This window comes from Novosphingobium sp. HNCC26BN242, assembly GCF_057180525.1.
In genome coordinates, this window is record NZ_JBXUGM010000002.1 from 760,244 (window position 1) to 773,747 (window position 13,504).

The window sequence follows — 13,504 nt, forward strand, 5'->3', positions numbered from 1 at the left end:
TGGTCAAAAGGCACTTCGCAGCCCGTCCTCCGTCTCCCGGAGCGACTCGGTCTTTCGCGATGTTCCTGTTATGTACCGAATGAGCGTGACGATGTCAATCAAAAAGTGCCAAATAGGTTCATGGCATTTCCGCTGGCAGAAAGCGCGACACTGCCCTAAATGCCGCCCCATACCGCAGTGCAACAACGGACGGGTGCCTGATGCTTCGCCGCCTCTATGAATGGACGATGGCCAAGGCCGCGCACCCCCACGCCGAATGGTGGCTGGCACTATTCGCGTTCATGGAAGCGAGCTTCTTCCCGATCCCGCCGCACCCGCTGCTCGGCCTGATGTGCCTGGCAGAACCCAAAAAGGCCGTCCGTTTTGCTGCTATCGCCACGATCGCCTCGGTCATGGGCGGCATGCTCGGCTATGCAATCGGCTACGGCCTCTATGATACCGTCGGCACACAATTGCTCGCCGCATTGGGCTTGGCCGAAAGCTTCCCCAAAGCCGCGTGTTACCTGCGCGAATACGGGGCGGAGATCATCATGCTCAAGGGCGCAACGCCCATCCCGTTCAAATTGCTGACGATCACCGCCGGCTTCATCCAGATGCCGCTGGTCCCGTTCATCCTTTCGAGCATTGTAAGTCGCTCGATCAGCTTCATGATCGTGGGCGTGCTGTTCCGCCTGTTCGGTGCCCCGATCAAGCGCTTCATCGACAAGTATCTGGGCCTTGTCACCATCGGCTTCGTGCTGCTCGTCGTCGGCGGTTTCCTCGCCGTCACCATGCTCGGCGGCGGCGAATCGGCGGAAACCAAGGCCAAGTGCGAGTTGGCCGCGCCAATCAATCCAGCCTAAAGCCCGAAGCGGAAACCGTATCCCAGCCCAACCGTAAACTGCGTGCGCTGCCCGCGCTCGCGGATCAGCGATGATCCGGCAGGTTCCCCGCCCAGCCGGTCCATGCCTGCAAACAGTGTCACCACGCGCCGCCGGTCGAGCGGGCGAATCACGTTCCCGCCAATGCCATAGGACACGAGCCCGCCATCAGGCCGCGAAACGGCAAGGCCGGTCCGCGCCGCCTGCCCAGCGTCCACCCCAAAATAGGTCTGCATGTAATCCGTCGTGGCAAAAGTGGCGCGTGGTCCCACCGAATAGATCACCTTGCCCGTGCGCCCGGAATAAGTGGCTTGAACATCACCCACCACGCCCTGATGCGCACCAAAGCCCTGCCGCACCTCGGCACGCGCGCGCCACTGTTGCCTGGTGCCAAAGCGCTTTTCCACAAAGCCGCCTGCCTCACCGGCCACGCCAATATCGCCCATGCCAATCAGCGCATCACTGCCCCCTGCCAGCTGAAAGGGCGATCCGCCGTTGCTCTCATTGCGGCCAAACCGCAGCTTCACCAGCGGCCCAGCCTTCCAGCCATCGGCATTCACCGCGTTCCAGCCCAGTCCATCGGGCACGGAGAGGAACAGCGTGTCTTTGTAATTGATGCGCAAATCGGGAAAAACCGAAAGCGCGGTGTCCTTTGATCCCTGCCACGCCATCCCGAACAGCGGGGCCACGCCCACCGTCATGGTCCAACCCTGCGGCTGCATCGGCGGCCCAGCAGGCCGCGCGCCCGCCGCTGCAGGAGCGCCCGCAGGCAAAGCAGGCGCGGTCTGTGCCAGAACCGGTTGCGTCATGGCCAATGCCAGCAGTGGCGCAATTGCTGCCTGAACCAAACGCATGCCTTATTCTCCCTGATGTCAGTAAGACGCTTGCCAGCGCTATGCACCGGGCAACCTGAACCGGACTTGTCGTCTCTGTATCGAAACATGGCCAAGGCCACTAGCGCGCCCGGCCCGCTGCCAATCCCCTTCGAACGCAATTGCCGCACCACGTCTTGCCGCCTATGCAGCGCCATGGCCCTTATCGCATTCAACAAACCCTTCGGCGTCCTGTGCCAGTTCACCGATGAACGCACCGGCCCGCCACGTCCGACACTGGCAGACTTCATAGATTATCCCGGCGTCTACCCCGCAGGCCGTCTGGACCATGATAGCGAAGGCCTGCTCCTGCTGACCGATGATGGCCGCCTGCAAGCCAGCATTGCGGACCCGCGCTTTAAACTGCCCAAAACCTACCTCGCGCAAGTCGAAGGCGTGCCCGACGACGCTGCACTAAATGCCCTTTGCAAAGGCGTGCGCCTCAAAGACGGACTGACTCTCCCCGCCGAGGCCAACCTGATAGAAGACCCCGCGCTCTGGCCGCGCGACCCGCCGATCCGCGTGCGCAAATCCATCCCGGACACTTGGGTACGTCTCACCATCCGCGAAGGCCGCAACCGCCAGATCCGCCGCATGACCGCTGCGGTGGGCCACCCCACCTTGCGCCTCGTCCGCTGGCAAATCGGAGATTGGTCCCTCGAAGGCCTCGCCCCCGGCGAATGGCGCGAAATTCCTACCCGGCACGGGGAGGGGGACCATGCGCAGCATAGTGGAGGGGCACCCGCACCTACCCGAAACCGCTAGACTCAGCGCTTCCCGGCCACCTGCTTCTTGACGCCCAGCTTCTCCGCCTCGGCAATCGCCGCGCGCGCAATCGGCTCCATCACGGCGTAACCCTTCGCGTTCGGGTGTATCCCATCCGGCGCCACGTCCGGGTTCATCCCGCCCTCGGCATTGACCAGCGCGGAGTGATAATCGGCAAACACCGCGCCGCGCAGCTTGGCAAAGTCCTTCAGCCACGCATTCAGCATTACCACCTGTTTTGCAGGCGCAAGCTGCGGCTTCCACGGAAACTTCGCCGCTGGAAGGATGCTGCCGATCACCACGGCAATGCCATTGGCCCGCGCCATATCGACCATCGCGGCGATGTGGTTGGTGTACATTTCGGCGCTGCTGGGGCCGGTATTGCCCGCGATATCGTTGGTGCCGATCATGATGTGCACAACCTTTGGCCGCAGCCGCACTACATCCTGATAGAACCGCACCAGAATCTGCGGGCTGGTCTGCCCGCTGATTCCACGCCCCACCGCGCCGCTGACGAACAGCGATGGCGCAAGGCCGATCCAGCCCTCGGTGATCGAATCGCCGATGAACACCACGCGCGGGGCTTGCGCCAGTTGTTTGTCCGCTTCGGCGAAGCGGCACTGCCACGCCCAGTCGTATTGGCGGACATATGGATGAGCAAAGTTCAGCGCGCGCTGGTCGGCAGGGCAGGGCTTGTCCATCATGCCTTCGCCCGGCGGCGTCACCACCGCAGGCGGCCCATTCTGCGCCATTGCCGGCGTCGCTACCAACGCCAGCAATGCGGCCAATCCAAACCGCATCAGATAATCCCCACAGCCTTCCCGGCGCGCTCGAACATGCCGATGATCGTCTGCACCTGATCGGCTGAATGTTCCGCGCACAGCGAACAGCGCAGCAGTGTCATCCCGGCGGGTGTGGCGGGCGGGCGGGCGAGGTTCACGTAAAGGCCTTCGTGCAGCAGCGCTTCCCACATCGCCGCGCCGCGCTCCAGATCGGGCATGATCACCGCAATGATCGCGCTCTGTGCCTCGGGCGTGCCCAGCGAAAAGCCCTTGTCGCGCAGGCCCTGATGCAGCGTGCGGGAATTTTCCCACAAATGCGCGCGCTTGGCCTCACCGTGCATCAGCTTGCGGATGCTGGTCGTGGCTGTGTGCATCACGCTGGGCGGCAGGGAGGCTGTGAACACGTAAGGGCGGCACACCAGCCGTAGAATTTCAAACTTCGGGTGGTTGGAAACGCAAAAACCACCCACTGTGCCGACCGACTTGGAAAACGTGCCGATCACGAAGTCTACCTGATCCAGGCAGCCCTGATCTTCGGCCACGCCGCGCCCATTGGGGCCGATAAAGCCCATCGAATGCGCCTCGTCCACCAGCACCATCGCGCCGTGTTCCTTGGCCACGCGGATCATTTCCTTCAGCGGGGCAATATCGCCCAGCATCGAATAGACGCCCTCAAGGATCACCAGCTTGCCCGCGCCTTCGGGCACGCGCTTCAGGCGCTTTTCCATCGCCACGATGTCGTTGTGCTTGAACGGCACAACCTCGGCATCGCCCATCTTGCAGCCGTCCCAGATGGAGGCGTGGCTATCGATATCGAGGATGATGTAATCGCCCTTGCCGGCCATCGTGCTGATGATGCCAAGGTTGGCCTGATACCCGGTGGAAAAGACCATTGCGTGGTCCATGCCGTAAAACTCTTTCAGCGCCTCTTCGCAGGCCCGGTGCCCGGCATAAGTGCCGTTCAGCACGCGGCTGCCGGTCGTGCCTGAACCGTAATCGTCCAGCGCCTGCTTGCCCGCGGCGATCACGTCCGGGTCAAAGGTCATGCCCATGTAGTTGTAGGTGCCCAGCAGGATCGTCTCGCGCCCATTGCACACCGCCACCGTGGGCGAAATCACCCGCTCCATCACCAGATTGAACGGGTCTTCCACGCCGCCCGCCAGCAATGCACGGCGCTGTTCGATCAGCGGGTCGAACTTTGAAAAAAGGTCGGTCATCTTCGATCTCTAATCCTGAAATCCACGCCTCTTCGCTCGTCCTGAGCTTGTCGAAGGACGCTTGCGCAGCGCCATATGCTTCGACAAGCTCAGCATGAGCGGGATGGGGTAGCCGTTATCGCTTCAACCCTGAAGCTTCGTCACCGCATCGACCAGTTGGCCGTAATTCTCGATCTCGGCCTGCTGGTTCATGCTGATGATGATGTCGAATTCGTCTTCAATCGCCGCCACAAAGTCCATCACGGTCAGGCTGTCCCATTCAAGGTCGCCTGCAAAAGTCGTCGCATCGGTAACCTCGATGCCCTTCTTGTTGAAGGGGCCGATCAGTTCGGCAATCTTTTCGGCGGTTGCGGCGCGATCCATTACGTGTTCTCCATCGGGCGATCAAACGCGCCCCTGCCAGACGATTAAGGCCGAAAAGCGGCCAATAGGCCTGCTTGTCAAGCGTTCGCCCCTTGTGCCATCCCTGTTATCCGCGAAAGATGCTGGAAATGCACCTGCGGGGGAATCATGGCAGAGACTGTAACGCAGGCTGAACGCCTGAACGATCCGATGCCAGCATCGCCGCGCTCTGCGCCTTCCGTGCCGTCGCCGTCAGGCTATTCCAATCACGCCATTCATCTTGTCCGCACGACCCAGCAGATAAATCTCACGCTCAGCCAGATGGCCGATTCCAAGGCTTCAATGCTGATGGGCGCCACATTCGTCGTGTTCACCATCGCGGTGGGGCAGGCAAAGGGCGGGCAGATGCCAATCTCGTTGGGAATGCTGGCCTTCTTCGCATTCGTCTCGGCCATCTGCGCGATGTTCACGGTGCTGCCGTCGATTAGCGGGCCAAGCGCGGCGAAACTCAACGATGGCAAATCCAACAAGCTGTTCTTCGGCTTTTTTACGCACATGGACGAAGAGGAATGGACGCAGTCGGTGCTTGAAGACTTGCGCAGCGATGAAGCCATATTTCGCACGATGCTGCACGATATGTACCAGAACGGGCAGATCCTGCAGCGCAAGAAGTACCGCTACCTGTCGATGGCCTATCGCATCTTCATGCTCGGCCTGTGTCTGACAGCCATCACTTTCATGATTGAACACGCTCAGGGTGTTGCCCTAGCGACATAGACTAGGCCCTGATTTCACCTTAGCGCCCGCCGATTATCGCCCCCTTAATCACGCGATTGAAGTTGGAATTGTTACTGTTGTAGCGCAGAAGCTCAAAGCTGTACCCGAACTCTTTGCCCTGAGGGCCGAAGAACTGACCGCTGATCCGAAAGCCGGTACTATTTGCAACGTCCTGACTCGCAAAGAAAGTGCCGTCGGTCTGGTTGATCGTGCCAGCCAGAATGTAACTTCCCAAGTTCAATGTTGCCCCATTTGCGCTTGTCCCGACAAGTGCGACCGTCGACTGAAACACACCGTTTCTGACATCCACACCCATCGATACCGCCGCCGAAAGGGTATAGACCACGATTGAGCCACCTGACCGATCATAAGCAACCCCAGCGATAGCGAACTGAGTGAAGCTTACAGTGGCAGAAGTCGGAATATCGTTTACGCGCGTCGGTACACCAACTGCACAGAAGGTTGTCGTCTCGTACCCGGTTGATGGCGTTCGGATATTGAATGCCGAAATGCGTGAATACTCATACGAGCTTGCGGGTCTGATCAATCGAAGCGAACCGATTGTGCTGTCACTGCCAATTGTCTTGGAGAAAGCAACCTCAGAACTGATTTCGAGGGTCTTGTCGGACGGCAGGAACGTGCCAGTCCGAAATTCTCCATCCGGGGCAATTGCGTGATATGCTTGAGTGCTGCTGATGTAGCCAAGGCCACCGTCCGCGCTGCTCGGCAACGGCATGCCGTCTCCGCCGACAGTGCCAAGGGTTGCACAGCCACCTCCAAAAGTCAGGTTCGAGCCGACGCTGGCAAAAGCAGGATAAGTGGGGAGAGGCGTCGGCGATGCTGTTGGCGACGGCGAGGGGCTCGGTGTCGGAATGGTTATCGGGCTTTGACTACCCGATTCGCCACCGCAAGAGGCTACAGCTAGCGACGCACATGCTACAAAAAGTCGAATAGATCGCAAATGATGCCCCTATACATTTGATATTTTTCCTGAATCTGGAATAAAAATGAACCTCACTCAAAAAGTAATTCTCATAAATAGCTAAATCAGCGCATTGACCGCCACCATGAACGGCGCGATTGATACAGGCTTGGCCAGATACCCTTCCGCGCCCGCATCGCGGATCGCTTCTTCATCGCCCTTGCCGGCATAGGCGGTGACGGCGAGGATGGGGATGGACTTGAGCTCTTCGTCTGACTTCAGCGCCTCGATCAGGTCCATGCCCGAAATGTCGGGCAGTTGGATGTCCATGATCACCAGATGCGGCATGAACTGGCGCGTGCGTTCGATCGCCACGCGCCCGTCGGCCACTGGCTCCACCTCGAATCCCTTGGCGCGCAGCAGGTCGCAGAACAGCTTGCGGTTGAGGTCGTTGTCCTCGACAACCAGAATTCTTTTTGCCACTGACACGCCTGTTTCCCGAACTGCACCTAGAAGCACCTAACTGCACCTAAACGCCCCTTATGCCCCGCGAAAGGCCCTGACAATCATCCGCGAGCCTTCCCCCCCGCCAGATGCCGCCGCCATCGCGCTGCAAGCGCTCGGCTGGGTCCTGTCCGATGGTCCCCGCGCCGCAAGGTTCCTCGATCTCACCGGCCTGACACCCGATGAATTGCGCGCCGGAATTGCCGATCCCGCCATTCTGGGGGCAGTTCTGGAATTTCTCGCCAATCACGAAGCAGACCTTGTCAACGCGGCCTTCGCGCTCGACATCTCGCCCGAGGCGATCATCGCCGCCCGAAAGGAATTGTCATGAGCCGCCCCCTGATCGTCAGCGATTGTGATGAGGTGCTGCTGCACATGGTCGCCCCCTTCCGCGATTGGTTGGGGGAGAAGGAGGGCATCACCTTCAAGATGGACAGCGCCGATTTTTCCAAGGCGATGCGCTTTGCCAAGGACGGCTCTCTGGTGCCGACCGAGGAAATCTGGAGCCTGCTCAACAAGTTCTTCGACACCGAAATGTATCGTCAGCAAGTCATTGCGGGCGCGGTTGCGGGGATTAACGCGGTGGCGGAAGGTGCCGATGTGGTGATCTTGACGAACCTTAACGATCACCGCCGTGAAACCCGCGCCAAGCAATTGGCCGATGTCGGCATCAATGCCCGCGTCTTCACCAATCAGGGGCCGAAAGGCCCGGCGCTCAAGGCGATCCTTGATGAATACAAGCCGTCGCGCGCGCTGTTCATCGACGATCTGCCGCAGCACCACGATTCGGTTTCGCAACTGACGCCGGACGTGATCCGCCTGCACTTGTGCGGGGAACCGCTGCTTGCCCCGCACATTGATTGCGCGCATCAGGCGGGCCATGCCCATGCTCGTATTGACGATTGGGAAGCGGCGCTGCCCTGGATTATCGAACAAATTCATGGAGAAGATGCGTGAGTGATAGCGTTGTAGCCCGGCTGGCTGACCTCGGCCATACTCTGCCACAGGCAGCCGCACCGGTCGCCGCCTATGTGCCAACGGTGGAAGTGGGCGGATTATTGCACGTGTCGGGCCAATTGCCCTTTATCGATGGCAAACTGGTGACCGGCCGCTTGGGCGAGGACGTTTCGCTCGAACAGGGCACCGCCGCCGCACAGGCCTGCGCGCTGATGATTCTGGCGCAGGCCAAGGCGGCATTGGGCTCGCTCGACCGGGTGGAGCGCGTGGTAAAGCTGGGCGCATTCATCTCTTCGACCGGCACCTTCACCAATCAGCCCAAGGTGGCCAACGGCGCGTCCGAACTGATGGTGGCCGCCTTTGGCGACGCCGGAAAGCATGCCCGTAGCGCAGTGGGCGTGCCGGTGCTGCCGCTGGGCGCTGCGGTGGAAGTCGATGCTATCCTTGCCATTCGCCCTGCTTGACCGCTTCCTCGTCCCCGCGCCCAAGGACGCGCGAGTCGGCTGGCTGAAAGGGCGCAGCTATGCCCATCGCGGGCTGCACGGGGCCATAGACGGGCATGGCGTCCCCGAGAACTCGCCCAAGGCTTTCGCGCTGGCGATAGAACGCGGCCTTGGCATCGAATGCGATGTGCAGCGCACGGTCGATGGGCAGGCAGTGGTGTTCCACGATTGGGAGCTAGACCGCCTGACCGGTGAGACCGGCGCAGTGATAGACCGCCGCGCCGATGATCTGGCGAAGATCCCGCTGACTGGCGGCACCGATTGCATCCCCACCTTGCGCGCCTTTCTCGATCAGGTAGCGGGTCAGGTTCCGGTGCTGATCGAGCTGAAGTCCAAGAAGGAAATCCGCGTCGCCCCGCTGTGCCTTGCGGTGCGCCGCGCGCTGGAGGGCTATCAGGGCCAAGTGGCGGTGATGAGCTTTGATCCGCGCGTCAGCCGCTGGTTCGCGCGCCATTCGCCGCATATCGTCCACGGCCTTGTGGTGACGGAAAACGGCAGCCGCACCTTGCCCGCCACGCTGAAACTCCACATGGCCTTCTGGCAGGCCCGCCCTCTGTTCCTTGCGTGGGACGTGCGCGATCTGCCCAGCAAGTTCGTCGCCACACAGCGCTGGCGCGGTTTCCCGGTGCTGACATGGACCGTTCGCTCTGCCGAACACGCCGCGCGTGCAGCGGACTGTGCCGATGGACCTATTGCCGAAGGCCCCGGCGTCGGGGCATGACCCCATCGTGACTTACACCGCGCGCATCCATAAGGCCGTCTCGGAAATCGCCGCCGAAGAATGGGATCGGTTGGCGGGCGATGGCAACCCCTTCGTTTCCCACGCTTTCCTGAAGCTGTTGGAGGATTCAGGCTCGGTCGGCGGCCGCTCCGGCTGGTCGCCACTGCCCATTGTGATCGAAGGCGAAGATGGCAAGCCTGCGGCTGCACTGCCCGCCTATCTGAAAACGCACAGCCAGGGCGAATATGTGTTTGACCATGCGTGGGCAGACGCCTGGCACCGCGCGGGCGGGGACTATTATCCGAAGCTGCAGATTGCCGCGCCCTTTACCCCCGCCACTGGCCCGCGCCTGCTGCTGGGGGACCGCCCGGACCTTGCCACGCCCCTGCTGCGCGCGGCAGAGCAATTGTGCGATACCAATGGCTTATCCTCGGCCCACGCCACATTCATCACGCCCGAACAGATGCCGCTGTTCGAAGCGGCTGGCTGGCTCCCGCGCAGCGACATCCAGTTCCACTGGGAAAACCGCGGCTACGCCAGCTTCACCGATTTCCTTGGCGTGCTGTCATCTGACAAGCGCAAGAACCTGCGCAAGGAGCGTGCGAAGGCGCAAGACGGCATCGAAATCCGCCAGCTAAGCGGCGATGCGATCCGCCCTGAACACTGGGATGCCTTCTGGCTGTTCTATCAGGACACCGGCCTGCGCAAATGGGGCCGCCCTTACCTTACGCGCGCAGCGTTCGACCTGATTGGCGAACGCATGGCCGACAAGGTGCTACTGGTGCTGGCCTTCCTCGATGATCAACCTGTGGCAGGCGCGATAAATTTCATCGGCAAGGATGCACTCTATGGCCGCTATTGGGGCGCGCTGGTGGAAAAGCCCTTCCTCCACTTCGAACTGTGCTATTATCAGGCGATAGACGCCGCCATAGCGCTGGGCCTCTCTCGCGTAGAGGCAGGCGCACAAGGCGGACACAAGCTGGCACGAGGCTACGAACCCGTCCAGACCCTCTCGGCCCACTACATCGCCGACCCGAACTTCCGCCGCGCCGTGGCCGATTTTCTGGAACGTGAACGCGCAGGCATCGCGCAGGACCAACTGGTGCTGGGCACGCGGACGCCGTTCAGGAAGGGGTGAGGGATTGCTTGCAAGCACCCTTATGTGTGCAGAATATTGAACAAGTTGTGGACGCTCTGGAGGTTGCATTGGGCAAATCCGTAACTCTCAATGTCCGCGTGGGCGGAGCCTTGAGCGAATTCGTCTCATCGAATGTGGGTGATTCCGGCGCGTATGAGAACGTCAGCGAATACGTTCGCGACCTCATCAGGCGGGATATGGAACGTGCCGATCAGGCTGCTTTCGCACGGTTAAAAGCCGAACTTACGCAAGCCTTTGCTACACCCGCATCCGAATATATCGAACTTAGCGCTGACGATATAACTGCCCGGAACCGGCGCATATCGTGACAGGGCATCGGCTTTCGTCCCTTGCCGCGGCCCGTCTGGACGAAATCTACCACTACCCCCGCGATACATGAGGCGAACATAAGTCCGAAACCTACGTGCGCGGGCTATTCGACAAGTTCAGTGTGATTGTCCGGCGCAATGTTTTGTGGAGGCCGATCCCGGCAGACTTGGGGATAAACGGCAGGTTTTGCCGACACGAACACCATTTCATCTATTGGCGTGAATTTGAGGACGGGTGGATCGGCATTGCCACTATCATGCACGAACGGATGCACAGGATTCTACGGCTGAAAGAGGAATTTTGCTGAGACGGAGTGGCATAACTCGTCCGGTCTTCGTAGTCTCGGCCTACCACCTTCAAGCTTTCTTCAATCAGCTATCAACAAATCGATTTCCTCTGGGGAAGCAGACTTTGAGAAGGCGATCTTGGCCGTTTACGCCCCGCAAACTTCTGGCTGATCGAGGTCAACCGGCTGGAAATGGAACCATTTGTTGACCCATTCCGGCATCACCAGGCGCTCAATCTCCTGCGCAAACATGCGTGCATTGGCATTTTCGTACCGCTTGCCATTCAATGTGAAGGTTACCGACCAGTCGGGATTGCGTCGCATCTTTGCAAGCACATCGTAAAGGACCCGCTTTTGCCCGGTGTCTTCCATCGTGACGACAGTATCCAGATAGTGGAATGGGCGATGCGGGCTGCTGAAGATCAGATGATTGCTGCCCCCTGCCTCCAGCCTGAGATTGGCAAACATGTTGACGCTCTGCGCGGTTTTCAGGCCGAGATAGGGCATCGCGCAATTGGCAAAAAATAGTACGCCGACAATCATGCCGATCACTGGCACATGCCCCTTGGCCTGATCGGGTGCCGCGCCATAGCGCAACACTGCCCAGCAAAATGGCAAAACCAGCGGCAGCGCAACCAGTGTGACCAGCGTGTAATGCCCGTCAAAGGCAAACACGGCGAGCCACAGGCTGATGCCCAATACGGCCACCTTGTAGATCGGCTGGGCAAACTTGGCGCGAACCATGCACAGGATTGGTGACGAAAGCGTTTGTCGGGCGGCACGCTCGCTCAGGAACAAGGAATGGAGCGCAATCGAAAGCGTGGTGAAGGAGATATACATCGCATAGGCGCTGAGGCTCAGCAGCAAGTGAAACGCCATCCCCGCTGCAATGCCATAGTGCCTGAAACGTCTGGTCAACAGCGCAGTGGCGATCAGCCCTTCGACTACGAAGGTGCCATAGATCGTCATGGCATCAATTGCTGGGCCATGTATCGCCGACAGCGGCCAGGGCATCAGCCGCCACAAGACAACCGCACAACTGCTGATCGGGTTCAGGAAATCCGTGTTGATCTTGTGAAAGATGCCGAAGAAGTACATCACCAGCAAGGCGGCCGCGCCTGCAGGTGCAAAGCGTTGGAAAATCTGCGCAAAAGGATCGTTGCGCACCATCGCGGTGCCAAACGACAGCCAGTATCCCAGCAATGCGGCGGCTCTTACAATCGTGTGATTGGAATTGACCGGAGCCTGCAGCACGGTGCTGATCGTGCTGATCAGCATCAGGGCAAACAGCAGCCGCTCGGACGAGGGGCGAAACAGCAGGGAAAGCGCTGCCACCAGCAGCACGAGCATGTCTGCTGAAGGCGGGAAACGCTCATATTCAAAAGCGTAGTTGAAGACATGGAAAATGGAAAAGAGCGCAAAGATGGTCGAAAAAATTTCGCGCCGGGCGCTGTTTGGCGAAGCGGTTTCGGTAATGAAACTGCGCCCCATCAGAAACAGTATAAACCAGCGGCCACTGCGCAGGATCGGATAGAGCCACGCGGCCAATGCAGGTTTTGAAAAAATCCAGCGATTCAGCCGGTTGAACGCATCAGAGGGCGTGGTGAGCGAGGCGATGTAGGCCACTGCCTTGTCGCCCGAATAGCGTGCCTGACCGTCTTCCACCACCATGCCGCCGTCAAGGTCGAAGCCTGCTGCGATAAGTTCATCGCGCAGGGCATCATGCTCGCGCAGATTGACAAGCTGTACCTGCGCGCTGCGTTGAAGGCGCACCATCTGCACATACCGCGAACAGAACGGACACTCGCCGTCATAGAAGATGCGGATCACGCCAATCGCTCCGGGTCATGCTTGGATTTACGGCATCAGCAACATCGATAGAAATGCACGTTTGCTGGAACTGTGATCGTTATACCTCAGGCAGCCGCCCGGCCACTGCGCAGCCATTCCCGCGCGCGGCGCTGGGCTTCGGCAATCTCGCGTGCGGTCATCTCGTCGGCCACATCAGCGCGGCACTGCGCGGCTTCATCGTGTCCGCCCACAGCGGCAAGGTTGAACCACTTGTGCGCTTCGATCAGGTCGCAGTCCACGCCGTGGCTGCCGGTGGAATAGGCAACGCCCAAATCGAACAGCGCGCTGGCATCGCCGTTGGCAGCAGCGGCAAGGCACGTGGCAACCAGCAAATCTGCAGATTCGTGTGATTCGGCCACAGCGGCTGGCATGCTCTCGTCAGCCACCAGTTTGATCCATGCTTGAGTCATAATGCCTAACCCCCTTCAGGAAGCCATTCCCCAAGCCCTTTTGCGGGGGGAGCCTCCGACTGGCAGACAGTCACAATTCTTGGTCAATAAATGGTTAACAGCAAAGCTTGTGTGTCTGGTGCGAGGACAATCTGCAAAAAGCCAAGCGCGATTGTCTGTACTTCACGCAGCCTTAATGCGCGATATGCGCCTATTCGCTTGTGCGGTTCACGGGCCAATCCTATAGGCGCGCCAGCACAAGAGTCTGCGCGCCGACCGGCGGAATCC

General features: G+C 60.0%; 17 protein-coding genes. 9 read left to right on the forward strand and 8 right to left on the reverse strand.

Annotated features, from left to right (window positions below):
* Window positions 1-200: 200 nt before the first annotated feature.
* Window positions 201-842, forward strand: a complete 642-nt coding sequence (locus AC2A1F_RS11275) for a YqaA family protein (protein ID WP_484208842.1) — start codon at window positions 201-203, stop codon at window positions 840-842.
* On the opposite strand, the gene AC2A1F_RS11280 is transcribed toward AC2A1F_RS11275, so the two are convergent.
* Window positions 839-1,714: a MipA/OmpV family protein gene (locus tag AC2A1F_RS11280; RefSeq protein ID WP_484208843.1), complete on the reverse strand. Its 876-nt coding sequence runs from the start codon at window positions 1,712-1,714 to the stop codon at window positions 839-841. The two genes, AC2A1F_RS11275 and AC2A1F_RS11280, sit on opposite strands and share 4 nt — an antisense overlap.
* Before the next feature lie 174 nt (window positions 1,715-1,888).
* Between AC2A1F_RS11280 and AC2A1F_RS11285 the strand changes: the two genes are divergently transcribed.
* On the forward strand, window positions 1,889-2,497 hold the full coding sequence (locus AC2A1F_RS11285) for a pseudouridine synthase (protein ID WP_484208844.1): 609 nt from the start codon (window positions 1,889-1,891) through the stop codon (window positions 2,495-2,497).
* Window positions 2,498-2,499: 2 nt separating this feature from the next.
* On the opposite strand, the gene AC2A1F_RS11290 is transcribed toward AC2A1F_RS11285, so the two are convergent.
* From AC2A1F_RS11290 to AC2A1F_RS11300, 3 genes are all read right to left on the reverse strand, one after another.
* Window positions 2,500-3,297, reverse strand: coding sequence for an SGNH/GDSL hydrolase family protein (locus tag AC2A1F_RS11290; RefSeq protein WP_484208845.1), 798 nt, complete (start codon window positions 3,295-3,297; stop codon window positions 2,500-2,502).
* The gene (gene spt / locus AC2A1F_RS11295) at window positions 3,297-4,496 is read right to left on the reverse strand and encodes a serine palmitoyltransferase (RefSeq protein WP_484208846.1); all 1,200 of its coding nucleotides are present in this window, start codon (window positions 4,494-4,496) and stop codon (window positions 3,297-3,299) included. Before spt ends, AC2A1F_RS11290 begins: the two co-directional genes overlap by 1 nt.
* 123 nt (window positions 4,497-4,619) lie before the next feature.
* On the reverse strand, window positions 4,620-4,859 hold the full coding sequence (locus AC2A1F_RS11300) for an acyl carrier protein (RefSeq protein WP_484208847.1): 240 nt from the start codon (window positions 4,857-4,859) through the stop codon (window positions 4,620-4,622).
* 147 nt (window positions 4,860-5,006) lie between these two features.
* Here AC2A1F_RS11300 and AC2A1F_RS11305 point away from each other — a divergent pair, with 147 nt between their 5' ends.
* Window positions 5,007-5,615: a Pycsar system effector family protein gene (locus AC2A1F_RS11305; RefSeq protein WP_484208848.1), complete on the forward strand. Its 609-nt coding sequence runs from the start codon at window positions 5,007-5,009 to the stop codon at window positions 5,613-5,615.
* A gap of 19 nt (window positions 5,616-5,634) precedes the next feature.
* On the opposite strand, the gene AC2A1F_RS11310 is transcribed toward AC2A1F_RS11305, so the two are convergent.
* The gene (locus AC2A1F_RS11310) at window positions 5,635-6,351 is read right to left on the reverse strand and encodes a hypothetical protein (protein WP_484208849.1); all 717 of its coding nucleotides are present in this window, start codon (window positions 6,349-6,351) and stop codon (window positions 5,635-5,637) included.
* Between the two features lie 306 nt (window positions 6,352-6,657).
* Window positions 6,658-7,020: a response regulator gene (locus AC2A1F_RS11315; protein WP_484208850.1), complete on the reverse strand. Its 363-nt coding sequence runs from the start codon at window positions 7,018-7,020 to the stop codon at window positions 6,658-6,660.
* Between the two features lie 148 nt (window positions 7,021-7,168).
* Between AC2A1F_RS11315 and AC2A1F_RS11320 the strand changes: the two genes are divergently transcribed.
* Genes AC2A1F_RS11320 through AC2A1F_RS11345 form a run of 6 tightly spaced genes read left to right on the forward strand, consistent with a single transcriptional unit; the run spans window position 7,169 to window position 10,689 of the window.
* A complete protein-coding gene (locus AC2A1F_RS11320) occupies window positions 7,169-7,372 on the forward strand; it encodes a DUF3572 family protein (RefSeq protein ID WP_484209033.1) in 204 nt (67 codons plus the stop codon).
* Window positions 7,369-7,998 carry an HAD family hydrolase gene (locus AC2A1F_RS11325; protein WP_484208851.1) on the forward strand — a complete coding sequence of 210 codons (630 nt, stop codon included), beginning with the start codon at window positions 7,369-7,371 and terminating at the stop codon, window positions 7,996-7,998. Before AC2A1F_RS11320 ends, AC2A1F_RS11325 begins: the two co-directional genes overlap by 4 nt.
* The gene (locus AC2A1F_RS11330; RefSeq protein ID WP_484208852.1) at window positions 7,995-8,462 is read left to right on the forward strand and encodes a RidA family protein; all 468 of its coding nucleotides are present in this window, start codon (window positions 7,995-7,997) and stop codon (window positions 8,460-8,462) included. Before AC2A1F_RS11325 ends, AC2A1F_RS11330 begins: the two co-directional genes overlap by 4 nt.
* Complete coding sequence (locus tag AC2A1F_RS11335) at window positions 8,443-9,222, forward strand: glycerophosphodiester phosphodiesterase family protein (RefSeq protein WP_484208853.1); 780 nt, start codon at window positions 8,443-8,445, stop codon at window positions 9,220-9,222. Before AC2A1F_RS11330 ends, AC2A1F_RS11335 begins: the two co-directional genes overlap by 20 nt.
* Window positions 9,223-9,229: 7 nt before the next feature.
* Window positions 9,230-10,360 (forward strand): GNAT family N-acetyltransferase, encoded by a 1,131-nt coding sequence (locus tag AC2A1F_RS11340; RefSeq protein ID WP_484208854.1) that lies wholly within the window; start codon window positions 9,230-9,232, stop codon window positions 10,358-10,360.
* 26 nt (window positions 10,361-10,386) lie between these two features.
* Window positions 10,387-10,689 (forward strand): ribbon-helix-helix domain-containing protein, encoded by a 303-nt coding sequence (locus AC2A1F_RS11345; protein WP_484208855.1) that lies wholly within the window; start codon window positions 10,387-10,389, stop codon window positions 10,687-10,689.
* A gap of 434 nt (window positions 10,690-11,123) precedes the next feature.
* Here AC2A1F_RS11345 and AC2A1F_RS11350 read toward each other — a convergent pair whose 3' ends face one another.
* Window positions 11,124-12,806 (reverse strand): DCC1-like thiol-disulfide oxidoreductase family protein, encoded by a 1,683-nt coding sequence (locus AC2A1F_RS11350; RefSeq protein WP_484208856.1) that lies wholly within the window; start codon window positions 12,804-12,806, stop codon window positions 11,124-11,126.
* 86 nt (window positions 12,807-12,892) lie between these two features.
* Window positions 12,893-13,237 (reverse strand): SEL1-like repeat protein, encoded by a 345-nt coding sequence (locus tag AC2A1F_RS11355; protein WP_484208857.1) that lies wholly within the window; start codon window positions 13,235-13,237, stop codon window positions 12,893-12,895.
* Window positions 13,238-13,504 lie beyond the last annotated feature (267 nt).